The sequence below is a fragment of the Geothrix sp. genome (assembly GCF_049292215.1).
Lineage (GTDB): Bacteria > Acidobacteriota > Holophagae > Holophagales > Holophagaceae > Geothrix.
Map to the genome: position 1 here is coordinate 1 of NZ_JBATQW010000090.1, position 23082 is coordinate 23082.

Genomic DNA, 23082 nt, shown 5'->3' on the forward strand with positions numbered 1-23082 from the left:
GGCTGGCAAGCGGGCGTGGTTCGGGCACCGTGCTCACCACCGGCAGGGGGGCGGGCGGCGGGGGTGTTGCCACCACTGACGCCGGCTCAGCCTTGGCCGGCACTGGCTCAGGCCGGGGTGCAACGGCACGCCGGGCGCCCCAGGCGAAACCGACCATCACGGCGCCCTGCATCTCCTTCAGATCGGCATTGGCGAAGGTGAAGACATAGCGGCCTTCGGCCCCCCAGATGAGGCCCAGACCAGGCCGATGGTGGAAGCCCAGCGACATGTGAGCCGTGCCGGCCTTGAGGGTCTTCTGCAATCCGGTGGCGGTGTCGATCCGCGGAATGGAGACCGCACCCAGGCCTAGGCCGAGGTAGGGCCAGAACCGGCTCGCCGCATCGCCGGAGAGGCCGGTCAGCAGCGTGGCGGACACCTCGGACTGGCTGAGACTCTTGCCCGGGGCCAAGTCGCTCTTGGGGCTGGCGACCAGGGCCTGGAAGCTGAGGCCGTAGCGCTTCTCATCGAAGAGCAGGCCACCCTGGAGTCCGAAGAAGGGCGAGGTCTGGAGGTTCGTCTGGGTGTCTGGGGACAGGCTGCCCGCCTGCAGGCCCACCCACTTGTACCCTGGCACGCCCTCCTGCGCGGCGAGGCTTGCAGCGAGCGCGGTCCACAGGATGAGCTGCCTGGTTCGCATGACTTTCTCCGAGCTTGGAAGGTGTTCGAGAATATCGCGCCACGGTCCCTCGCGCTCCATAAAATCCTTGGAGAGGCCCTATCCGAAAGATCTAACGGTGTGAGATTTGCGCTCAATATCAGCCCTGCAAGAGCCACCTCGCGGGAGAATGGTCCCGTGCGCTACGACGAACCCCTCTTCCGCCCGCCCAGCGAAGCCGACTCCTTCATCCTCCAGGCCACCTTGGGCTGCTCCTGGAACGCATGCACCTACTGCGCCATGTACAGGGGCAAGCGCTACGCGGTGAGGCCGCTGGACGAGGTGCTCGCCGGCCTCGCCGAGGCGGGCGCCCGCTTCGCGGATGATGTGCGCCACGTCTTCGTGGCGGATGGCGATCCCCTGGGCATGGCCACGGAGCAGTGGGAGCCCATCCTCCGCGCCCTGGCCGCCGCCTTCCCTCGCCTGCGCCGCGTGAGCACCTATGCCACCGCCCGCAACCTGCTGGAGAAGACGCCGGAGGAACTGCGGCGCCTGCGGGCGCTGGGCCTCTCCCTGCTCTACATCGGTCCCGAATCCGGCGACGACGCCACCCTGCGGCGCATCGCCAAGGGGGCCGACACGGCCGCCCATGTGGAGGCGGCCCGGAAGGCACGGGAAGCGGGCATGGAGCAGTCACTCATCTTCCTGCTGGGCGCCGGCGGCCGCGAGCGCAGCGAGGCCCATGCCCGGGCCTCGGGGCGCCTCGCCACTGCCATGGATCCCCGCTTCCTCTCCACCCTGACCCTCACGGTCATCCCCGGCACGCCCATGGCGAAACTGGAGGACGGCGGTCGCTTCGAGCTGCCGGATGTCCACGGCCTGCTGCAGGAACTGCGCTGGTTCGTGGAGGAGGCCCGGCCCAGCGCCGCCATCTTCCGGTCCAACCACGCCTCCAACTACCTGCCCATCGGCGGTCGCCTGCCCCGGGACCGCGACGCCATCCTCGCCGCCATCGACGCGGCTCTGGCGGGGCAGGTGAAGTTACGTCCGGAGTGGGCGCGGGGGCTGTGAACTACCCCTCGATGAACCACACCCGAACGATCTTACCCTCCGAGACTTCGTAGATCGCCGTCACGGTGATGGGGTTCGGGCCCATGCCTTCGGCTTGTTCCTGGTCGATGACGAAGGCGCCCTGGGTGATGCGCTTGAGGATCTTAACCCGCAGGGTGGGGTAGGCCTTGAACAGCTCGCCGTAGCCCTTCTTCAGGGCGGCCAGGCCCTTCTCGGGGTTCACGGCGCCGGCCATGGTGCGGAACTCGATGTCCTGCGCGTAGCAGGCCGCGAAGGCGTTCAGGTCGTGGGCGTTGTAGGCCTCGACCTGTTTCTGGACCACGGTTTCCGGCAGGAGCGCGGCGGGCGGCGCCGCGGAGAGGACAACGCAAGCAGCCAGAGCAGGCCAGCGGATCATGGGCACTCCCGAGGGAAGATCTCCCCCAGATTGGACCACAAACGCAGGAACGGCCCCATCGATCCCACCCTTCGCCCCAGATCCTGCCCTTCCGGAGGACAGCGGCGTATGGTGGAGCACCCGCCGGAGGCCACCATGTCGATGCGTCCCCACCTCCTCGTCCTTTTCCTCGCCTGCGCGCTCCTGGCCCAGGCCCCGGCGCGGAAGCTCCATCCAGAATTGCTGGTCAGTACCACCTGGCTGGCCGACAACCTCAAGGATCCCGACCTGGTCCTGCTGCACGTGGCGGACACCTTCGCAGACTACAGGCGGGGCCACATCCCTGGGGCGCGCTACCTCGCCACGGCCAAGTTCATCGACAATGCCGGGGCGCTGGGCTCGGAGCTGCCCCCGGTGGAGACTCTGGTGAAGACCTTCTCTGAGCTGGGCATCTCTGAGAGGAGCCGCGTGGTCATCTACGCCACAGCCTGGATGCCCAACGCGGCGCGCGCCTTCTTCACCCTGGACTACCTGGGCAGAGGCGACCGCGCGGCACTGCTGGATGGGGGTATCGAGCAGTGGCTGGCGGAGGACCGGCCCGTCACCGGGGCCCTGCCCGCCTTTGCCGCGACGGTCTTCGTCCCCAAGGTGAGGCCCGAGGTGCGGGCCTCGCTTGAGGAGGTGAAGGCAGTGGTAGAAGCGCCCCAGGCAGCCTGTCAGGTACTTGATTCCCGCCCCGAGCGGCGCTACAAGGCCGGGCATCTCAGTGGCGCGAACCACGTGTACTGGCAGGAGACCTTGGTGGACGAGGAACATCCCGTGTTCCAGCCCGTAGCCAAGCTCGAGGCCCTCCTAGCCACCCGGGGGCTGTTGCCGGGCCGGAAAGTGGTGACCTACTGCGAGGTGGGCCTACAGGCAGCCCACGGCTACTTCCTCTGCCGCTACCTGGGCTATGAGGCCACCCTCTTCGACGGCTCCTTCCAGGCCTGGACCGCGGCCAAGCTCCCCGCCTTGAGCGGCGGCGAAAAGACGGCCCCGCCGCCGGCGCCACCCAAGAATTGAACCCACACGCTTATTTGAGCAGGTGCATGAGCGGGTTGAAGACCTGCATCAGCACCCCACCGAAGGAGGGATTCAGCGTCCCGAAGAGCAGGAGCAGGGGCACCAGCACGAAGCGGAACCCATTCTCCAGCAGGCCCAGGCTGAACTGGACCTGCCCGGGTTGACTGCCCTCCATGAGACACAGCAGGGGATCACGCTCCATGCCCAGGATCACGAGGGTGACCCACGCGGCCATGCCGAGCAGGGCGGCGCTGAGGATCAGCAGCACGTCGCTCTTGGGCTGAAAGTCGAAGGCCGCCACGCCGAGAACCACCAGGAGCATCGTTCCCAGCGAGCCGATCAGCTGGGCCCGCAGCACGAGGAAGGCCTGCCGGATGAGGTGGACCGCGCGGAGGGCGAAGAACACGTCCACCTCGGCCCGGTGGTCGGCGGCCGCCACGGGGTCCTTGAGGCAGGCCGCAGCCAGGGTGTCTCCACAGGCGGTCATCTGGTGGGCGATGGCCAGGCGGTTGCGCCAGTTCTCGTACTCGCCCAGGCTTCTGCGGCTGCGCGAGATCTTCTCGTCCAGATCCATCAAGGCACCGAGGCAGGCCTTGAACCCCGGGACGGCCCGGGAGATCCACTCCTGCTGGGCCCGCAGGATCTCCCGGCCGCGCAGGCTGGAGCGCTGCGTGGAGAGGCCCCGGCCGAGGGCCGTCATGGCCTTCCACTCGATGAGGGCCCCGACTTCGGCGAAGGCCGCCCGGTACGAGCTCATGTTCAGCACCTCCAGCACGCCCCGGAACTCCTTCCAGCCCTGGTGGAACTGCCAGAAAAGGAAGGCGGAGGCGGTGAAGAGGGCCGCGGCGGTGGTGACCACCACCAGGGTGATGCCCTTTACCTCCATCAGAGGCCGGATCAACCCACCGGGCAGGATCAGCTGGAAACTCACGAGCACCGCCACGATCCCGAGAGTCCAGGGCTGGAAGCGAAGCCCCCGGAGGTGGCGCATGACCAGGACCTTCCGCTCGGTGATCCCGATGGGTTCGGGCCAGAAGGCGTCCTGGTTCTGGCGGCGGACGTCGAACCAGGTCCGGAGCAGCAGGGCCACGCCCGCAGCCAGGGCCAGCATCGTAGGGATGAGGGACACACCCCGGCCCGGGGACGAGAAGCGCAGGTAGGCCGGCATGAAGACGAGGAAGTGGGTCGAGCCCCAGATTAGGACGGCCACAGCTGGCAGTAACGCGAGCAGCAGGAGGAGGACGGCCCGCCAGCCGCCGACCACGCCCCGGAGGCACCACCCGGTCGCCAGAAGCACCACCATCCAGAGCAGGGCACTCAGCCACAGGTAGGGGTCCTGGCCCGGATTCCCCCTCAGGACGGCCAGAGGCAGCAGGTAGCCCATGGCGAGGAAGGTCAGCACGGCCAGAGCCAGCACCGCGCCGGCCACGAGGTGGCGGTAGGCCTTGAGCCCCGGCTCAGACGCGGGAACGCCAGCCACTTGGCGCAGCGGGCGCAGGAAGACCAGCAGCGAGGCAAGACCGAGGCTGAACACGAGGACCGCGAGCTGACGCAGCCTGGAGTGCACGTACTGGACGAGGTCTTTGCTCTGTGTGGCGACTTCCAGATAGCGCGCCTCCACACCCGGGTCCCAGACCTGGGTTCCGTCCTTGCTGACCTCCAGCCCGCCGTGGCGCAGGGGCCAGATGCTGCCCCCCTTCACGATGGAGACCAGCCCCTGCTTTCCCCAGTAGCGGCGCTCAGAGTCGTTCGCCTTGGAGGGCACCAGCAACAGCAAGGTCGCGTAGTAGGTGGCGTACTCTCCTTCGGAGGTGAAGCGGACTGGCGACTCGAGGTCACCCTGCTTCAGCGAGAGCACCCGCACCGCGTCCGTCACGGCATAGCCGCCAAACAGCACCATGCCGTCCATGGCCAGGCTGTGGTTCGGGTGGGCGAAGAGGGCGTGGTTGCCGCTGGTGGTGAAGAGGGTGCAGCTGGGGTGGTAGGCCCGGATCCGCTCGGCGAGGAAGAGCAGATCCTGGGGATCACTGGCAGAAATCCCGACGTGCGTGTAGCCGCGCCGGGCCAGGCTGAGGATGGTGCCCGCCAGGGTGAGTTCCGTGTTGCGCACGGCATCCGGCGAATACTGTGGCACCGTGTCCAACACCCGCAGCGAGTCGTCCTCGGCCGGTCCCAGCAGCGTGGAGGGAAGCACCAGGTCCTGCGAGTCCCCACCCTTCGCCAGGTTGTGCTCCATGGCCCGGCGCTCCGAACGCAGCCGTGAGAGCCCCATGGGAAACAGGATCTGGGTCATGGGGACTCCGGATCCCCGATCCCGGCTGTAGACCGTGTTCGCTTCCGTGAACATGGCGATCTTCGACTCGTCCCTGGGCCACCCGGCCTGGGTGACATACCAGTCCAGCAGACGATCCTTCGAGGGACCCGAGAGGTTGCAGATCCACCCGGACAGGCTGAGACGCTTCGGATCGACGGGACCGATGGCCGCGCGCAGGGTCTTGGATCCGGCGGCATCCAGGGTGGTCGTCCCCTGCACCCGGATCTCCGGGGCAGCCGGATCCTTGAAGTGGGCCTCCAGCGCGGCACCCAGGGAGCTGAGGCTGCCTGAGAACTGGGGCCCGAGGATCGAGATGCGTCGGCCCGTGGCTGGAGCCGGCACCCGCGCGGCCAGCTGCAGTGCCTGCCGCAGGGCCTCACGGTTCACGCCCAGGGACTGACTCTCGCCCACGATGAAGAGCGCGTGGTAGGCAGGCGTGGTGCCGCCCTGGGCGAACCAGATGAGCCCGGGACCGCTCTCGGCGAACTCCGAGGAGATGCCGGCCCCGCCCTCTTCCCGGCCCTTGGCCTCCCAGGGCAGGTAGAAGGCCCGGGGGAGGAACTCGGCCGCCTTGAAGGCCCGCTGCACCGCGTTCAGCCGCAGGTCGAACCAGAGCGCCATGTTCGTGCGCTGGGGATCCGGCAGGGTGAGGATGGTCACGGCCACCGTGGACGCGGCGGCCTGGGGCCGGTCCTTCAGGCACTGATCGAGCAGGGTGCCGACAGCCTCGACCTTCCGGTCCTTCTTGGCGGCCTCGATGGCCTTGGCGGCCGAAGGCGTCTCCCGCTTGGGGGACTTGGATCCCAGCCCAAGTCCGGGCACCAGGGCCAACAACGCCGTGAAGCCGACGCCCAGGGAGAGGGGGGAGAAGGCCTTGCTCAAGAGACTGTCACGGGCTTCAGAGGGTCACCGTGGAGGCCTCGCCGTCCTCGTGGAGCAGTCGGTCCAGGTCCTTCCACGAGAAGGCGAAGCGGCCCTGCAGGCCCCAGTCCGGGCCCCAGGAGTTGATGGCCCACACCAGCTTCCGCTCGGCATCCACGCCCAGCAGCTCGAAGGCGTGGCCGCCCCGCCTGGCGCCGCGGACCTTCACGAGGCCCTTGGCATCCGGCTGGTCGAAGCCCTCGTACCAGTTCAGGCCCACCTCCACCGGACCGAGGGTGGAGAGAGCTTTAAGCACGTCATCGAGGCCGAAGCACCAGCGGTAGCCCTTGGTGAGGCCGAGGGTCTTGAGGGCCTTCATGGCGGCTAGTACCGTCGAGCCCGTATCCCGCGGCGGCCAGGCGCCCACGATGGTGTCGTGGTGGGAGGCCTCGGTGTAGACCTTACGCGCCAGGGCCTGGGTGTAGCGGACTCCGGGCTGCCGGTAGGGCTCGGTGCAGACCACGCCCACGGCCCCATTCCCGGTGCAGGAGCCCAGTTCACCCTGGTGGAAGGCCTTCAGGGTGCGGTTCCAGGTGCGCGTTTGGATGGTGGCCCCCTTCTTAAGCTGAACCGGAAAGTTCCAGCTGCGGTCGTCGAAGTGCAGGTGGCGACCAAGGCGCCCACCATGCGCGGAGGGGTGTTCCAGGAGCAGCCCGATGCGGTGCGGGTGGGGCGCGTTCGCCACGGATACCTCCTTCGTGGGGTTGGGTTGGGACCCAATCGGTGGCAACCTGCACGCCAAGTTGCCCGAAAAACATCTATAGATATGAAATGAATTGGGTTGAAAAATCAGGCATGGGATTCGGATCGATTCAGATGAATGCCAAAAGTCCCCACAATTTCACACAAACACATGACCAATAAGAATTTATGCGAATCCGCCCACCCTGGGTCGAAAAGCACCCGGGTCAGATGGAAACCCGGTCCTCCTGCGTGAAGCGCCCCTGCCTGGGAGCATGGCCCAGGCCGTATTTCTTGAGCAGCTTGCCCAGACTCCGCCTTTCCTTCCCGGCGAGCTTCGCCGCGAGGCTGACGTTGCCCCCGGCCAAGCCCAGCAAACCCACCAGGTAGGCCTTCTCGAAGGCCTCCATGGCCCTCGCCTTGGCCCGGTGGAAGGTCAGTTCCCCGGCCGGGGGTTCAGGCTGCCCCTGAGGCAGCGGGGGCATGGCCTTGGGGGGGTCGACGCGGATGACCACGCCCTCGGAGAGCAGGTATTCCCGGTAGAGGAGGTTCTCCAGCTCACGGATGTTCCCGGGCCAGTGGTAGTGGCCCATCCAGGCGAGGGAGTCCGGGTGCAGGCCCTTGGCTCCCAAGCCGAAGCGCTTGTCGCAGGCCTCCAGGAACCAGGTGGCCAGCTCTTCGATGTCCCCGGTCCGCTCCCGGAGCGGAGCCAGCTCGAGGCAGAGGATTTTCAGCCGGTAAAGCAGGTCGGGGCGGAAGGTCCTCCGCTCCGCCAGGAGCGCCAGGCTGGTGTTGCTGGCTGCCAGGACTCGCACGTTCCCCTGCTGGACCTGGCGGGCCCCCAAGGGGCGGAATTCCTGATCCTGCAGAAACCGCAGGAGCGTCACCTGGCCCTTGGTGGAGAGGGCATCCACCTCGTCCAGGAACAGGGTGCCGCCTTCGGCCAAGGTGACCAGGCCCGGCTGGTTGTCCTTGGCGTCCGTGAAGGCCCCCTTCCGGTGTCCGAACAGTTCGCTTTCGATGAGGGAGTCCGGGATCGCACCGCAGTTGACGGGGATGAAGGGACCATCCTTACGCACGCTCTGGTAGTGGATGGCCCGGGCGGCCAGTTCTTTCCCAGTGCCCGTCTCGCCCTCGATGAGCACCGGCGCGTCACAAGCAGCCATGCGGGCGACGAGTCGCAGGGTCTCGCGCAGGGCTGGTGAATGGCCGATCAACTTGAACTCCTGCGGGAAGGTCCGAGGCGGTGCCGTCCAATCGAGATTCAAGAAGGCAATATAGACCCATTACATTGACATGCAAGACAAGAACAATGCCTCTTTTTGTCAATTGGATGTGAGCTGAACATAAATAAAAAACGGATAATCAGCGCGTCAAATCACATAAGCGCCGTGCCTTGCACTCCCTTCGGATGGGTGCACACCCGCTGGGTCAAAATGAACCCATCCCGGACCACTGCGTTTAATTATTAATTAAATAACGATTTAAACAAGACGAGCACATCGGCGCCTGGGGCAAAGGTCCGACCAGGTCCATTCCGATTGGTCTTTCCCATGTATTGCATTATTAGCTATTTGGCTCGAATGAGATTCTTGGCCCGGCGATTGCCACCAAGCCTTCCTGCCTCCCCGGGTGCCGAATGAACGCATCCCCCATCTCCGATCCGAGCGCCCTATGCCAAGGCATCCTGCACTACCTCCAGGATCACCCCGCCGCCGCCGACAGCCTGGAGGGCATCGCCTCCTGGTGGCTGTCCCCGGCGGACTTCTCGGTGACCACGGAAGCGGTCCAGGCGGCGCTGGATCACCTGGTGGCCGGGCATCGCATCGCCCGCATCGACCTGGCGGATGGGCGGGTCCTGTACCAGAGCGCCGACAAGGTCTCCGGGTCGCACCCCGCCTGGCCACCCCCCACCGATCCTAGGAGTCGACCTTGAGCAGCGTCCTCGATGAAGCCCTCGCCTTCACCCTCCGCAATGAGGGCGGCTATGTCAACCACCCGGCCGACCCCGGCGGTGCCACCAACTTCGGCATCATCCAGAAGAACCTCACCAAGTGGAACGCCGCCCATCCCGAGCTCGGCTTCCCCGCCAGCGTGCGGGACCTGTCCCTGGATCAGGCGAAGGCCATCTACCGGGCCGAGTACTGGCGCTGGGATGCCATCGCGAATCCGGGAATCGCCATCAAGCTCTTCGACATTGGGGTGAACTGCGGCACGGGCACCTCCATCCGCCTGCTGCAGAAGGCCATCAACCTCCTCGTGAAGCCCCCCATCGACGCGGACGGAAAGCTAGGGCCCGGCACCCTCGGCGCCGCGAACACCCAGGCACCGGAGGCCCTGATGCAGGCCCTCTGCCAGGTCCAGAGGGACCACTACCAGTCGCTGGTCGCCAGCGAACCCGCCAAGTCCGTGTTCCTGAAGGGCTGGCTCAACCGTGCCGCGCACATCCCGGAGGTCCACCATGGCGTTTGACTGGAAAGCGCTCGTCAAGAGCATCGCCCCCACCATCGGCACTGCCCTGGGCGGGCCCCTGGGCGGCATGGCCGGCGTGGCCCTGACCAAGGCGCTGGGCATCAGCGATGAGGGGCCCAAGGACGAGGCGGCCCTCTCGGCCGCCGTCCAGGGGGCCAACCCCGACCAGCTGCTCGCCCTGAAAAAGGCGGATCAGGACTTCGCGGTCCAGATGCAGAAGCTCGGCTTCGAGAACCTCGAGGCCCTGGAGGCCATCGCCGCGGGCGACCGCGCCAACGCCCGGGACCGGGAGATCAAGACCCAGGACTGGACCCCCAAGGCGCTGGGCATCGCCATCACCCTGGGCTTCTTCGGACTCCTGGGCTACCTGATGAAGCGGGAGCCGCCTGCGGGCTCCCGGGACATCCTCAACATCATGCTGGGCAGCCTGGGCTCCGCCTGGATCGGCGTCGTGTCCTATTACTTCGGCTCCAGCGCGGGGTCGGCCCGCAAGACCGAGATGATGGCGAAGCAGCAGACCCCGACATCGTAAAAAAACTGCATTCAGCCATGGATGCCAATCAATGGTAAGGTTTCCGCACCACGTCGGAATTCCTGCCTGAGGCCCCCATGAAGATTGCCGTTCCCAGAGAGATCAGGGCGGGCGAGACCCGCGTCGCCCTGGACCCGGAATCCTGCAAGAAGCTGATCCAGCTCGGCATGGAGGTGGCCGTGGAGGTCGGGGCGGGAAGCGCCGCGAACTTTACGGACCAGGCCTACCGGGATGCGGGCGCAACCCTGGCCGCAGATGCTGCGTCGATCTTCGCATCCGCCGCGTTCGTGCTGAAGGTGAACGCCCCCCAGGCGCGGCCCGACGGAACCCATGAGGCCGACTTGATCCCCGCCGGTGCCCTGCTCCTGGCCTCGCTCTTCCCCACCCGCAACCTCGAGGCGGTGCAGCGCATGGCCGCGCGCAACCTCACGGCCTTCTCCACGGACTGCATCCCCCGCACCACCCGCGCCCAGGCCATGGACACGCTGTCCAGCCAGGCCAACATCGTGGGCTACAAGGGCGTGTTGCTGGGCGCCATCGAGCTGCCGAAGTATTACCCCATGTTCATGACCGCCGCCGGCACCACCCTGCCCGCCAAGGTCTTCGTGATCGGCGCGGGCGTGGCGGGCCTGCAGGCCATCGCCACCGCCAAGCGCCTGGGCGCCAGCGTCACGGCCACAGACGTGCGGCCCGAGGTGAAGGAGCAGATCGAGTCCGTGGGCGGGAAGTACGTGGGCATCGACCTCAAGCAGGGGGCTTCCGGGGGCGGCGGCTACGCGGCTGAACTGTCGGTGGAGGACAAGGCCCTGCAGGCGAAGATGCTGGCGGAGCACTGCGCCACAGTGGACGTGGTCATCACCACGGCCCTCATCGGCGGCGTCTTCGCGCCGAAGCTCCTGGACGAGGCCATCGTGCAGAGCATGAAGCCGGGCTCCGTGATCATCGACCTCGGTGCCGATGGCGGAGGCAATTGCACCCTGTCGAAACTGGGCGAGACCACGATGGTGAACGGCGTGAAGATCGTCGCGCCCCTGAACCTGCCTGCCACGGTGCCCACCCACGCCAGCATGCTCTTCGCGCGCAACCTGCTGAACTTCATGACAGCCTTCTGGGACAAGGAGGCCAAGCGCTTCAACCTCGACTGGGCCGACGACATCCTCAAGGGCTGCACCGTGACCCACGAAGGCAAGGTGGTCCACGCGGCCACGCTGAAGGCGCTGGAACAGACACAGGGAGGGAAGGCGTGATGATGCTGCTCGTGCTTTCAGAACACGTGGCCCCGGCCGCCGGAGGCGGCCACGGCGAGCTCGACGTCATGGGCGCCGTATTCGTGTTCATGCTGGCCACCTTCATCGGCCTCATGGTCATTCAGCGCGTCTCGCGGCTGCTGCACACGCCGCTCATGAGCCTCACCAACGCCATCTCGGCCATCGCCGTGGTGGGCGCCATCATCGTGTCGGCCGGAAAGGACTACCCCGGCTACATCACGGCCCTGGGCCTGGTGGCCATCTTCTGCTCCACCACTAATATCGTCAGCGGCTTCCTCATCACGGACCGCATGCTGAAGATGTTCAAGAAGCAGGGCGGAGGTGCCAAGTGAGCGCTGAAACCCTCGTCCAGCTTCTCTACCTCGTCTCCACCGCCCTCTTTATCCTCTCCCTGAAGTGGATGAGCGATCCGGAATCGGCTCGCAAGGGCGTGTTCTCCGGCGTAGGTGCCATGACCCTGGCCGTGGCCGGCACCCTCACCGGCGTCCTCGCCACGGGCGGCACGCACTACTGGTGGATCCTGGGAGCCTTCGCCCTAGGCGCGGCGGTGGGCTACCCCCTGGCCCAGGTTCCCCTCACGGCCGTTCCCCAGCGGACCGCCCTCTCCCATGCCTTCGGCGGTCTGGCGGCGGGCCTGGTGGGTACGGCCAAGTTCTTCCTCTACTACGGGCAGAAGAACGAGGCGGCCCTGACCCCCTTCATCGTGGTGGCCCTGGTGGCGGAGATCCTGCTGGGCTTCCTCACCTTCACCGGCTCCATCCTGGCGGCGGGCAAGCTGCAGGAAGTGAAGTGGATCCCCCAGCGGCCCGTCACTTATCCCGGCCAGAACGCCAGCAACCTGGCGCTCTTCGCCTTGGCCCTGGCCCTCGGCGTGGCCCTGGTACTGCACCCCCTGGCCCCCTGGGCCCCCTGGGCCTTCGGCGGGATCATCCTGCTCTCGCTGGCCTTCGGTGTGCTGCTGATCATCCCCATCGGCGGCGCGGACATGCCGACGGTGATCTCCATCCTCAATGCCTATGCGGGCCTGTCCGCCGTGGCCATGGGCTTCGTGTTGAACAACAAGCTGCTCATCACGGCGGGCGCCCTGGACGGCAGCTCGGGCCTGATCCTCTCCGTCATCATGTGCAAGGCCATGAACCGCTCCTTCTTCAATGTGCTCTTCGGGGCCTTCGGTCAGACCACGACCGCCGGCGCCGAAGGCGAGGCGAAGGCCTACAAGTCCGACAGCGTGGAAAGCGCGGCCATGGTCATGGAACAGGCGGACCTGGTGGTCATCGTGCCCGGCTACGGCATGGCCGTGGCCCAGGCCCAGCACAAGGTGCGCGAGGTCTACGACCTGCTGAAGAAGAAGGGCGTCACCGTGAAGTTCGCCATCCACCCCGTGGCGGGCCGCATGCCGGGCCACATGAACGTGCTGCTGGCGGAAGCCGAGATCCCCTACGACGATCTGGTGGAGATGGACGAGATCAACGGCGACATGCCCCAGGCGGACGTGGTGCTGGTCATCGGCGCCAACGACGTGGTGAACCCCGCGGCCCGCTCCGACAAGAACAGCCCCATCTATGGCATGCCCATCATCGACGCAGACAAGGCCAGGGCCGTCTATGCCATCAAGCGCTCCAAGGCGCCCGGCTTCGCCGGCATCGACAACGAGCTCTACTTCCTGGACAAGACCTTCATGCTCTTCGGTGATGCCAAGGCCGTGATGGGTGAGCTGGCCCGGAAGCTGGCGGGGGAGAGTGGACACTGACCTCGTGAACGCGCCACCCTATTCCTCCAGGAAGGTTGCGAACTCCGAGACCTGCGCCCGCTCGGTCACTAGGCTGTTCTCCACGGCGGCGGGATCGGCGTAGCCCAGGGCCATGCCGCACACCAGCATCTGCTCGGGCCGGAAGGCCAGTTCCTCGGCGATGAGGCGGTGGAACTGGGTGAAGGCGGCCTGGGGACAGGTGTGCAGGCCGCGGGCCCGGGCGGCCACCATGATGCTCTGCAGGAACATGCCGTAGTCCAGCCAGCTGCCCTGCTGCATCACACGGTCGATGCTGAAGATCAACCCGACTGGAGCGTCGAAGAACCGGTAGTTGCGGCCATGCTGGCGGTGCATGCCGGCCTTGTCGGTCTTGGCGAGGCCCAGCAAGGCATAGAGATCCCAGCCGACCTTGCGGCGGCGGTCGATGTAGGGTGAGGCCCACGCCTTCGGGTAGTAGTCGTACTCCTGCTGGTGGGTCGCCAGCTCGGCGGGGTTTTCATAGACCGCGCTGATGCGGTCGCATAGGCGTTGGCGGGCGGCGCCGATCAGCACATGGACCTGCCAGGGCTGGGTGTTGGTGCCGGAGGGCGCCCGGGAGGCCACGCGCAGGATGTCCTCCACGGTCGCCCGCGGCACCGGCGTCGGCAGGAAGGCGCGCACGGAACGGCGGCTGGTGATGGCGGCATCCACGGCGGCGGCATCCGCCTCCGTGGGGCGGTCGAACAGGTTCATGGATTCGTCCTTTTCGGGCAGGGCTTCAGTCAAACCGGTAGTCCTCGGGCACCACCACGATGCCCTTGTCGGAGAGGGTGAAGCGCTGCCTGTCCTTCTCGGCGTCAAAGCCGATGGTCTCCCCCGGCGGGACGGTCACGTGCTTGTCGATGATGCAGCGGCGCAGCTGGGCCCCCTGCCCCACCGTGACGTGGTCGAAGAGGATGGCATCTTCCACCACCGCCCCTTCATGGATGTGGACGCGGGAGGCCAGGACGGAGTGACGCACGGCGCCGCCGATAATCACCGTGCCGGCGCCCATGATGGAATTGGTCATGAGGCCGTCCTTCCCGTTGCCACCAGGCACCATTCGAGCGGGGGGGGTTCTGGCCGTGGTAGGTGCGGATGGCCCAGTCGTTCTGGTAGAGATCCAGCGGTGGCAAAGGCTTGAGGAGATCCATGTTCGCTTCGTAATAGGCGTCGAGGCTACCCACATCGCGCCAGTAGCGGTCCGGCGTGACCCGGCCCCTGGTACCGCCGAACTCGTAGGCATGGACTAGGTGCGCGTGGATCATGCCCGGGATGATGTCCTTGCCGAAGTCGTGGCTGGAGTCCTCCCGCAGGCTGTCAGCCCGCAGCTGCTCGATGAGCAGGTCCTTGGTGAAGACGTAGATGCCCATGGAGACCAGGGCCGTCGCCGGATACCCGGGCATGGGTTTGGGCTGGTCGGGCTTCTCCTGGAACTCCACGATCCGGCCGTTCCCGTCCACGCTCATGACGCCGAAGGCGCTGGCCTCGCCGATGGGCACCTTCATGCAGGCCACGGTCAGGTCCGCGCCGGTCTCGGTGTGGGCCTGGATGAGAGCCGCGTAGTCCATGCGGTAGATGTGGTCGGCCGCCAGGATCAGCACCTTCTGTGCTTCGTTGCGCTCCAGCAGGAACAAGTTCTGGTTGATGGCGTCTGCCGTGCCTGCGTACCAGAAGGCGCCGGTGCGCATCTGCGGCGGCACTACGGTGATGTACTCGCCGCACTCGGGATTGAAGATGGACCAGCCATCCCGCAGGTGCTTGTGCAGGGAGTGGGACTTGTACTGGGTCAGCACCAGGATCCGGCGCAGGCCGGAATGCAGGCAGTTGGAGAGGGTGAAGTCGATGACCCGGTACTTGCCGCCGAAGGGCACGGCGGGCTTGGCACGATCCGCGGTCAGCGGCTGCAGACGCGAGCCACTGCCGCCGGCGAGGAGGATGGTCAACGTCTGGTCCGCCATGAGGCCACCCTCCATTCCTGGATCCTGGGCTGAGCCAGCGCAGGATCCCCGGTGGGAGTGGACGCGGCACACCATTACCTGCTTGCTTCAGGCTCAACATGAAACAAGTCCGGTTGCAGATCAATCAGAAATGGCGACGGGGTGGCTAGGGCCGGTAGCTGCTCCCCACCAGGGCCGGCGCATCGGTCCTGGGCACATGGCAGCTGATGCAGACGTAGCGGGTGCCGGCGACCTGGGTGCCCTTGGCCTCTGGGGCCCGGCGTAGATCCTGATAGTGGCTGCCGGGGATGGGCGTGGCCTCCCCCTTCCTCTTGGGACCGGGCACCGCGTGGCAGTCCAGGCACAGGTTGGTGCTCCGGGTGATGGGCAGGCTGTCCGCCACGCTGTGGGGAATGACCGGCGGGTATTCCCGGTTGATGCGCCTGGGCAGCGCCTTCTCGCCGGGGTCCGAGGCCTCGTCCCGGTAGGCGGGAGGTGCAGGCACGTCGAACACCGAGGTGCGGGACAGGCCCAGGTTGCGGTCCGGGATCGGCTTGGCTGGCGGCTTGGAGGCCGCCAGCGAGAGGGCGCAGAAGGTCAGGGCAAGGATGCGTCGGCTCATGGTGGCTCCCCTAGACGACCTTCGAGATGCGGACGGCGCACTTCTTGAAGTCGGTTTCCTTGGAGATGGGACAGGTGGCATCGAGGGTCACCTTGTTGATGAACACGCCCTCGTCGAACCAGGGCACGTAGACCATCCCCCGCGGCATCTTGTTGCGGCCACCCATGGTGACGCGAGCCTGGATCTTGCCCCGCCGGGACTCGATCCACGCGAGGTCGCCGGCCTTGAGCCCGCGCTTCTCCGCGTCCTTGGCGTGGAGAAAGAGCAGCGCCTCCGGCACGGCGGCGTGGAGCTGGGGCACGCGCCGGGTCATGGAGCCCGAGTGCCAGTGCTCCAAGACACGCCCCGTGCAGAGCCACAGGTCATAGGTGGCATCCGGGGATTCCGGCGGCTCCTGCCAGGGCCGGAAGAAGATCTTGGCCTTGCCGGGCAGAGCCACGGGATCGCCCGCCTTGGGGCCATTCAGATCGCCCGCCGGGATCTTCTTCATGGCAGTGCCGTAGAAGTCGATGCCGCTGCCCTTCTTGGCGTAGGGATCGTACTGGTCGTTGAAGCGCCAGAGCGTCTCCTTCCCGTCCACCACGGGCCAACGCAGGCCCGAGACGTCGCGTTTGAAGTAGACGTCGAATGGCGCCAGGTCGTGACCGTGGCCCAGGCCGAACTGCCGGTACTCCTCGAACAAGGCCTTCTCCGGGAACCACTTGATACCGGCATGCGCGACCGTGGAATTCGGCTTGCCGAAGGCCACGGGATCGGGCCATGCGAACTTCTTCGCGGAGGACGTGGCGAAGAGCACGTCGTAGAGGGTGCTGTCCGGCTTGTAGCCGAGGGCTTCGGCGGCCGGAAGCACCGAGGGGAGCTTGCCCTTCTCGTAGCCCGACGCCTCCAGCCCCGGTACGGGCTGCTCGCCCCACACTTCCGCCAGCGTGAACCGCTTCGAGAACTCCATCATCTGCCACAGGTCACTGCGGGCCTCGCCGGGGGGCAGCACCACCTGGCGCCAGAGCTGGGTGCGCCGCTCGGCATTGCCGTAGCCACCCCACTTCTCATAGATCATGGCTGAGGGCAGGATGAGGTCCGCCACCTTGGAGGACAGAGTCGGGTAGACATCCGAGACCACGATGAAATTGTCGAGCTTGCGGGCGGCCTCGATCCAGTGGTTGGCGTTGGCCGAGGACTGGAAGGGGTTGGTGACCTGCACCCACAGCCACTTGACCTTGCCGTCCTCGAGGTCGCGCATCATCTGGACGATGTGGCTGCCGATCTTGGGATTGAGGGTACTGGGCGGCAGGTTCCAGATGCCTTCTGAGATCTTGCGGTGGGCGGCATCGTCCACATTCATATCCGAGGGCAAGCGATGGGCGAAAGTGCCCACTTCACGGGCCGTGCCGCAGGCAGAAGGCTGGCCAGTAAGCGAGAAGGCGCCGGCGCCGGGCTTGGCCTGCTTGCCCGTGAGCAGGTGCAGCATGTAGGCCTGCTCGTTCACCCAGGTCCCGCGGGTGTGCTGGTTGAAGCCCATGGTCCAGAAAGAGACCTGTTTGCGGGCGGGATTCGCGTATTCATCGGCCAGTTGCACCAGCTTGGCCTTGAAGGCCTCCAGGGATTCATCGGGATCGCCCTTGGCCAGGGTCGCCACGAAGTCCAGTGTGTAGGGCTCCAGGCCCTTCTGGAACTCCTCGAAGGAGATGACCCAGTGCCGCTGGGGGCTGCCGGAGGCGGATTGGGACCGCTCGTGCTTGGCCTCGGGGTCGAGCCCCCGCGCGATGGCTTCCTCTTTGGTCAGTACCACCGTTCTTTGCCGTGCCTGAGTGTCCTTCTCAGCCGCGTAGGCCTTGATGGAGTCTTCCCGCAGGCCGAAGCCGATGTCGGTGGGACCCGCGGCGAAGACGCAGTGCTTGGCCACGTAGTCCTGGTCCACGGCGCCGCGCTTCACCACCTCCCGGGCCAGGTAGTTCCAGATGGCCAGGTCGGTGTTGGGCTTGAAGACGATCTCCAGGTCCGCGCCTTCGGAGGTGGCGTTGGCGTAGGTCGTGAGGTTGATGATCCGGTAGGTGGACCGTCGCAGCCGCTCATCGATGACGCGGGCCCAGAGCATTGGGTGCATCTCGGCCATGTTCGCGCCCCAGGTCACCACCGTGTCCGTGAGCTCGATGTCGTCGTAGCAGCCCGAGGGCTCGTCGATGCCGAAGGTCTGCATGAAGGCCGCCACGGCGGAGGCCATGCAGTGGCGCGCGTTGGGATCCAGGTTGTTGGAGCGCCAGCCGGCCTTCACCAGCTTCGCGGCGGCGTAGCCCTCCATGATCGTGTACTGGCCCGAGCCCATGACGGCGACACCGGTCGGTCCCAGGGCCTTGTGCGCCTTGGACCACTGCGCCTTCATCACGTCGAAGGCCTCCTTCCAGGACACCTCCTCGAAGTCGCCCTGCTTGTCGAACTTGCCGTCCTTCTTGCGCAGGAGCGGCCTGGTCAGGCGGTCCTGGCCGTAGAGGATCTGGGCGCAGGCGTAGCCCTTGGCACAGAGCAGGCCCCGGTTCACGGGGTTCTGGATGTCGCCCTTCACGGCCACCACTCGGCCGTCCTTCGAGGCGACGCGAATGCCGCAGCCCGTGCCGCAGAAGCGGCACACGCCCCGCTCCCAGTTCCAGCCCTTCGCCTCGGCGGGCAGGGCCTCCAGCGGCAGCCCCGTGGCGCCGATGGTGGCGGTGGTGAAGCCGGCCTTCAGAAAGGTCCGACGGTTGAGCATCAAGGCCATAGTGACCTCCGGAAGATGATCTAGGATAGATTGGTCCTAAATATTCAACCGGATATTTTAATCTCAAATATTAAATATATTATTTTCCAATAAATACAATCGATTGAGGCCAATGCGCATTCAGGAAAGCACCGTACAGATTCAGCCCCCGCGAAGCACCGGGGGCTGAATCCTCTTTGGGCGTCTTCTGTTGGCGCAGCAGCTCAGATGGTCTTCGCGGAGAGCCTGGAATCCCGCCACCAGCCGATCCCCATGCCGAGGAGGGTGACGAAGGCGATGCCCAGTTGGGCGACAATGGCGCGCCCGGGATCGTCGACACCCAGGTAGGCCGTGGCCGCGATGGCGATGGCAGAGAAGACGGGGAGCAGGTTCATTGGGGACTCCAGAGTGGGGGTTCCAAGGCTTAGGATAGGAGCCTCAATTGCTGTCGCAACGAGAAATTTTTGCTTAAACATAATTAATTCTTTAGATAGATCGTTCGATCTAATCACCTTCATCCGTTCGATAGGTCTGTGCCTGGCCCAAACGGGGGCCATCGGACACCAGGGCGAAGGAATCTTTCGAGATGCCTGCCCCGACGGGCCTGCCTCGATCCGACAGCTCAGCGCAGGCCGTGCTTGGCCTTGAAGCCCGCCCACTCCTGTTTCGCCTTCAGAAAGGCCTCGATGTCGGCACACAAGAGAAAGGGGTTGGTGCGGCGCTCCCAGGCCATGGTGGAACTGGGGCGGGCACCGTAGTCGTGGCCCGGCCAGATGGTCGTGCCGTCGGGCCAGTCCCGCAGCAGCCGCTGGAGGCTGGCCCACTCCCTGCGGCCGTCAGCCTCGGTCTGGGTGCCGCCCACCTTGCCCACGAACAGCAGGTCGCCCGTGAAGGCGGCATCCAGCCCCTCCACCAGGAAGGCGAGGTGATCGGGATGGTGGCCCGGCACATGCCAGGTGCGGATCGAGAAGGCGCCAAAGGGGACGCGGTCGCCATCTTGCAGGATGAGGTCCACGGGGCCGGGGTGGCCGGGCCCACCCGCCACCACGGCGCCGGTGAGAGTCTTGGCCACCGCATTGCCGTTGGTGTGGTCCGGGTGGCCGTGGGTGTTGAGGATGTGGGTGATTCTCAGGCCCTGGACCAGGGCCCGCTCCACCACGATCTCTGGTGAGTACGAGGGATCGATGACGAGTCCGACGCCAGCGTCCCGGTCGCCCAACAAGTAGCCGAAGTTGCGATCCCCGCCGACCCGGAGCTGCTCGAAGATGAACCGCATGGAACCTCCCGCCCTGTTTCAGGATGGCACCGCGGGCCCCACCCGGCCCGTCAGCCCTTGCGGGCCACTGGACATCCGCCGGTGCTGCACTTCCCGCAGCTGCCGTCTTTGGCACCACAGAAGTCCAGGTAGGTGCCTCGGATGAAATAGAAAGCCGACAGGCCCACGGCGGTTGTGACGACGAGAGTCTGGATCATGGCCACCTCACGCGAAACCCATGGCCCGGCCCACGGCCACGGTGACCCAGGCCAGGCCCCAGCCGAGCACGAGCCCATAGCCCACCGTGAACGCCGCCCAGCGCCAACTGCCGGCCTCGCGGCGGATCATGGCGATGGTGCCGATGCACGGCGTGTAGATGAGGGTGAAGACCATGAAGGCCAGGGCCGTGAGGGGCGTCAGGCCAGAGCCATCACGAAGAGCCACCTGGAGCGGGCTGAGACGTTCGCCCTCCTTGGGCTCCTCGCTGGCCTGGTGGATGACGGCCATGGTGGAAACCACGATCTCCTTGGCGACGAAGCCGGCGGTGAGGGCGATCACGTCTTTCCATGCCTCAGGCCGCTTATGGTCGGGATCCAGGATGGGCCGCAGGATGGGCTCCACCTTCTGCCCCAGTCTGGCGGCCAGGCTGGTGTTCACGATGCGGCTCTCGTGGGCCAGCTGAAGGGCCCTCAGGCGCTCCTCGGATTCGGCGGCTGGCAGGTTCAGCTCCCCCACGGCCTGGCGTTGCCGCTGATACTCGAGGTTCCACTCACGGTTGGCGATGCCCGGGTAACGCGACAGGAACCATATCAAGGTTGCTCCCGCGAAAATGGTGGTGCCCGCCCGGGTGAGAAAGACAGAGCCCTTCTCCCACATGTGGATCAGCGTGGCCTTCAGCATGGGTAGCCGGTAGGGCGGCAGCTCCATGACGAAGGGCGAGCTGGGGCCACTGAACAGGGCGCTTCGCAGGAGGCGGCCCATGAGCACCGCGAGCCCAAGCCCCAGGAAGTGCATGGCGATGATGGAGAGGGCCGCTTTGAAGGGCGTGAAGAAGGTGCCCGCGATGACGATGTAGACCTGCAGCCTGGCCGAGCAGCTCACTAGGGGCGTCACCAGCATGGTGATGAGGCGGTCCTGTGGGCTCTCGATGGTGCGAGCGGCCTGGATGGCCGGAACATTGCAGCCGCTGCCCATGATGAGGGGGATGAAGCTCTTTCCGTGCAGACCCATGACATGCATGAGGCGGTCCATGATGAAGGCCGCCCGGGCCATGTAGCCCGTGTCTTCCAGGAAGGCGATGCAGCCCATGAGGATCATGATCACGGGCACGAACACGATCACGGCGCTGACTCCGGGGATGACGCCGTCCACTAGCAGGCTTGTCAGCTCGCCGGCGGGAAGGCGGTTCGCGGCGGAGGTGGACAGGGCCTTGAAGCCATCCGCGATCCAGTCCTGGGGAATTTTGCCGAGGATGAAGGACAGGGAGTACATGAGCGCCAAGACGCCGATGAAGATGGGAATGCCCAGGACCCGGTGAGTGAGGAGCGCGTCCAGCTTGGCCGTGGGAGATTTCTTGTCATCCGGCGCCGAGGCCACTTCCTTGACTAGACCGTGAGCGAACCCGTACCGGCGCTCGGCCACCAACGTGGCGCCATCGGCGCCGAGGTGCGGCTCCAGGAAGGCGAAACTCCTGGCCAGCTGCTGATTGATCGCCTCGCTAGCATGGCTCTCGCCGACCACGCGCTTGGCTTCGACGTTGTTCTCCAGCAGCTGCAGAGCCAGCCAGCGGGGCGGCATGGAGGCTTCCAGCCGCTCATCCCGGCAGATCTCCTTTTGCAGCTTCGCCAGCTCGCCTTCGATATCGTGGCCATAGTCCACCACGATCCGGCGGCACCGGTTGGATTCGCCTCGGGCCATCTGGCCAAGCAAAGCCTTGAGTTCGTCAATGCCCTGCTCCCGGTTCCCCACGGTGGGAATCACCGGGCCGCCCAACAGCAGTTCCAGGGCCGGCACCTCGATACTCACGCCGCGGTTCTCTGCGTCGTCCACCATGTTCAGGACGAAGGCCACGGGCTTGCCCAGCTCCAGCAGCTGGGTGCTGAGGTAGAGGTTGCGCTCGAGGTTGGAGGCGTCTAGCACGTTCAGGACCAGGTCCACTTCGGGCGAGGCCAGAAACTGAACGGCCACCCGCTCATCTTCGCTGCGAGCGGCAAGCGAGTAGGTGCCCGGGAGGTCCACCACTTCCATGGTGGTGCCGCCATGCTCAAAGGTTCCGCTGCGGCGTTCCACTGTCACACCCGGCCAGTTGCCGACATGATGCCGCGCTCCGGTGAGCGCGTTGAACAGGGTGGTTTTCCCGCAGTTGGGATTGCCCGCGAGAGCGATCGTCAGCGTCATCAGGCCACCGGTTGGACGAGGATGCAGGAACTCTCATCCCGCCGCAGCGACAAGTGGTAGCCCTTGATCACGAGTTCCATGGGATCCCCAAGTGGCGCAAGCTTTTCAACCCTCAGACGGGCCCCGCGGATGAACCCCATCTCCAACAGCCGTTGGCGGACTTGACCCTGGGCCTGAATCTGCACGACCTCTCCCTGATCTCCCGGCTGGAGAAGACTTAAAGGGATCGGAAGATTCTGAGTCATAGTCTCAACTCCATCGTTCAGTGTAGCTCACCCTCAGGGTGGAACAAGGTGCGAACTTCCGTATGTGATCTCCGTCTAAACTAATTTGGATGAACCACTCCAATTCACTGACCCTCCCCAACGCGCTGACTCTGCTGCGGATCCTGGCGATCCCCTTTTTCGCCATCGCGGTCTGGTACGGGCACCACTGGCAGGCTTTCGTTCTGTTCGCCGCAGCTGGGTTCACCGACCTCCTGGATGGGTTCATCGCCCGGACCTTCAATCAGCGCTCAGACCTGGGCGCCATGATGGATCCCGCCGCTGACAAGCTGCTGATGACAACCGCCTTCATCCTCATGGCCTGGCGAACCGATGGCATGACCGCCCCCATTCCCGTCTGGGTGGCGATACTGGCCATCACCCGTGACCTGGTGATCTCGTTCTATGCCTTCGCTTCGGTGGACCGCCTCAGCGACAGCAAGTTCCACCCGAGCTTTCTGGGCAAACTCAGCACCGCCGTCCAGCTGAGTGCCGTTTCCCTAGGCCTGCTCTTCAACGCCACGGGCTACCGCCCCTGGATGGACCCCCTTCTGCCGGAGATGTACTGGCTCGTGGCGACCCTCGTGCTGGCCTCAGGCATCCACTACTTCATGCGGGCGACCCGGGCCCTGGCGGCCTGATAGACTGATTCGTCCGCGTCGGGAGACGCCGAAGGAGACGCCATGAGAAAGCCTGCCCCGAAGGGGCCTCGAACTGCGCCCGCCACCACCAGGACCGCCGCCGAGCGCTCCGCCGCCCGCTCGACCGAGCGCCC

At 65.9% G+C, this 23082-nt stretch carries 21 protein-coding genes and 2 pseudogenes; 9 read left to right on the forward strand and 14 right to left on the reverse strand.

Features of this window, described 5'->3' with window-relative positions:
• Positions 1-676, reverse strand: a pseudogene (locus WAS25_RS14890) (hypothetical protein); the annotation flags it as partial.
• A 156-nt stretch (positions 677-832) separates the two neighbouring features.
• Between WAS25_RS14890 and WAS25_RS14895 the strand changes: the two are divergent.
• Positions 833-1705: a radical SAM protein gene (locus WAS25_RS14895; protein WP_422313499.1), complete on the forward strand. Its 873-nt coding sequence runs from the start codon at positions 833-835 to the stop codon at positions 1703-1705.
• Position 1706: 1 nt separating this feature from the next.
• Here the strand turns inward: WAS25_RS14895 and WAS25_RS14900 are convergent, their stop codons facing one another.
• Positions 1707-2102, reverse strand: coding sequence for a nuclear transport factor 2 family protein (locus WAS25_RS14900; RefSeq protein WP_422313501.1), 396 nt, complete (start codon positions 2100-2102; stop codon positions 1707-1709).
• 135 nt (positions 2103-2237) lie between these two features.
• Between WAS25_RS14900 and WAS25_RS14905 the strand changes: the two genes are divergently transcribed.
• Positions 2238-3143 carry a sulfurtransferase gene (locus WAS25_RS14905; RefSeq protein WP_422313503.1) on the forward strand — a complete coding sequence of 302 codons (906 nt, stop codon included), beginning with the start codon at positions 2238-2240 and terminating at the stop codon, positions 3141-3143.
• A gap of 10 nt (positions 3144-3153) precedes the next feature.
• On the opposite strand, the gene WAS25_RS14910 is transcribed toward WAS25_RS14905, so the two are convergent.
• The 3 genes from WAS25_RS14910 to WAS25_RS14920 all read right to left on the reverse strand — a co-directional run bounded on the left by WAS25_RS14910 (position 3154) and on the right by WAS25_RS14920 (position 8276).
• Positions 3154-6339: a hypothetical protein gene (locus WAS25_RS14910; protein ID WP_422313505.1), complete on the reverse strand. Its 3186-nt coding sequence runs from the start codon at positions 6337-6339 to the stop codon at positions 3154-3156.
• A gap of 16 nt (positions 6340-6355) precedes the next feature.
• Entirely contained in the window at positions 6356-7063 is a 708-nt protein-coding gene (locus WAS25_RS14915) for a hypothetical protein (protein ID WP_422313507.1), read from the reverse strand.
• Positions 7064-7286: 223 nt separating this feature from the next.
• Complete coding sequence (locus WAS25_RS14920; protein WP_422313509.1) at positions 7287-8276, reverse strand: sigma 54-interacting transcriptional regulator; 990 nt, start codon at positions 8274-8276, stop codon at positions 7287-7289.
• Between the two features lie 422 nt (positions 8277-8698).
• Here WAS25_RS14920 and WAS25_RS14925 point away from each other — a divergent pair, with 422 nt between their 5' ends.
• The 6 genes from WAS25_RS14925 (at position 8699) to WAS25_RS14950 (ending at position 13081) form a co-directional block, all read left to right on the forward strand.
• Positions 8699-8995, forward strand: coding sequence for a hypothetical protein (locus tag WAS25_RS14925; protein ID WP_422313511.1), 297 nt, complete (start codon positions 8699-8701; stop codon positions 8993-8995).
• Entirely contained in the window at positions 8992-9531 is a 540-nt protein-coding gene (locus tag WAS25_RS14930; RefSeq protein ID WP_422313513.1) for a glycoside hydrolase family 108 protein, read from the forward strand. Before WAS25_RS14925 ends, WAS25_RS14930 begins: the two co-directional genes overlap by 4 nt.
• Complete coding sequence (locus WAS25_RS14935; RefSeq protein ID WP_422313515.1) at positions 9521-10063, forward strand: hypothetical protein; 543 nt, start codon at positions 9521-9523, stop codon at positions 10061-10063. The genes WAS25_RS14930 and WAS25_RS14935 overlap by 11 nt, the downstream gene beginning before the upstream one ends.
• 77 nt (positions 10064-10140) lie before the next feature.
• A complete protein-coding gene (locus WAS25_RS14940; RefSeq protein WP_422313517.1) occupies positions 10141-11310 on the forward strand; it encodes a Re/Si-specific NAD(P)(+) transhydrogenase subunit alpha in 1170 nt (389 codons plus the stop codon).
• Positions 11310-11663, forward strand: a complete 354-nt coding sequence (locus WAS25_RS14945) for an NAD(P) transhydrogenase subunit alpha (RefSeq protein ID WP_422313536.1) — start codon at positions 11310-11312, stop codon at positions 11661-11663. Before WAS25_RS14940 ends, WAS25_RS14945 begins: the two co-directional genes overlap by 1 nt.
• Complete coding sequence (locus WAS25_RS14950; RefSeq protein WP_422313519.1) at positions 11660-13081, forward strand: NAD(P)(+) transhydrogenase (Re/Si-specific) subunit beta; 1422 nt, start codon at positions 11660-11662, stop codon at positions 13079-13081. Before WAS25_RS14945 ends, WAS25_RS14950 begins: the two co-directional genes overlap by 4 nt.
• An 18-nt stretch (positions 13082-13099) precedes the next feature.
• Here the strand turns inward: WAS25_RS14950 and WAS25_RS14955 are convergent, their stop codons facing one another.
• The 9 genes and pseudogenes from WAS25_RS14955 to WAS25_RS14995 form a co-directional block, all read right to left on the reverse strand.
• Positions 13100-13813 (reverse strand): nitroreductase, encoded by a 714-nt coding sequence (locus WAS25_RS14955; RefSeq protein ID WP_422313521.1) that lies wholly within the window; start codon positions 13811-13813, stop codon positions 13100-13102.
• 25 nt (positions 13814-13838) lie between these two features.
• Positions 13839-15060, reverse strand: a pseudogene (glgC, locus tag WAS25_RS14960) (glucose-1-phosphate adenylyltransferase).
• A 145-nt stretch (positions 15061-15205) separates the two neighbouring features.
• Positions 15206-15661 carry a nitrate reductase cytochrome c-type subunit gene (locus WAS25_RS14965; RefSeq protein WP_422313523.1) on the reverse strand — a complete coding sequence of 152 codons (456 nt, stop codon included), beginning with the start codon at positions 15659-15661 and terminating at the stop codon, positions 15206-15208.
• A 10-nt stretch (positions 15662-15671) separates the two neighbouring features.
• Positions 15672-18404: a nitrate reductase catalytic subunit NapA gene (napA, locus tag WAS25_RS14970; RefSeq protein ID WP_422313538.1), complete on the reverse strand. Its 2733-nt coding sequence runs from the start codon at positions 18402-18404 to the stop codon at positions 15672-15674.
• 212 nt (positions 18405-18616) lie between these two features.
• Entirely contained in the window at positions 18617-18787 is a 171-nt protein-coding gene (locus WAS25_RS14975) for a hypothetical protein (RefSeq protein WP_422313525.1), read from the reverse strand.
• Positions 18788-19014: 227 nt separating this feature from the next.
• A complete protein-coding gene (locus tag WAS25_RS14980) occupies positions 19015-19668 on the reverse strand; it encodes a hydroxyacylglutathione hydrolase family protein (protein WP_422313526.1) in 654 nt (217 codons plus the stop codon).
• Between the two features lie 50 nt (positions 19669-19718).
• Positions 19719-19865 carry a hypothetical protein gene (locus WAS25_RS14985; RefSeq protein WP_422313528.1) on the reverse strand — a complete coding sequence of 49 codons (147 nt, stop codon included), beginning with the start codon at positions 19863-19865 and terminating at the stop codon, positions 19719-19721.
• 7 nt (positions 19866-19872) lie between these two features.
• On the reverse strand, positions 19873-22044 hold the full coding sequence (feoB, locus tag WAS25_RS14990; RefSeq protein WP_422313530.1) for a ferrous iron transport protein B: 2172 nt from the start codon (positions 22042-22044) through the stop codon (positions 19873-19875).
• Complete coding sequence (locus WAS25_RS14995; protein ID WP_422313532.1) at positions 22044-22289, reverse strand: FeoA family protein; 246 nt, start codon at positions 22287-22289, stop codon at positions 22044-22046. The genes feoB and WAS25_RS14995 overlap by 1 nt, the downstream gene beginning before the upstream one ends.
• Before the next feature lie 89 nt (positions 22290-22378).
• Between WAS25_RS14995 and pgsA the strand changes: the two genes are divergently transcribed.
• Positions 22379-22948, forward strand: a complete 570-nt coding sequence (pgsA, locus tag WAS25_RS15000) for a CDP-diacylglycerol--glycerol-3-phosphate 3-phosphatidyltransferase (RefSeq protein ID WP_422313534.1) — start codon at positions 22379-22381, stop codon at positions 22946-22948.
• The last annotated feature ends 134 nt before the right edge of the window (positions 22949-23082 follow it).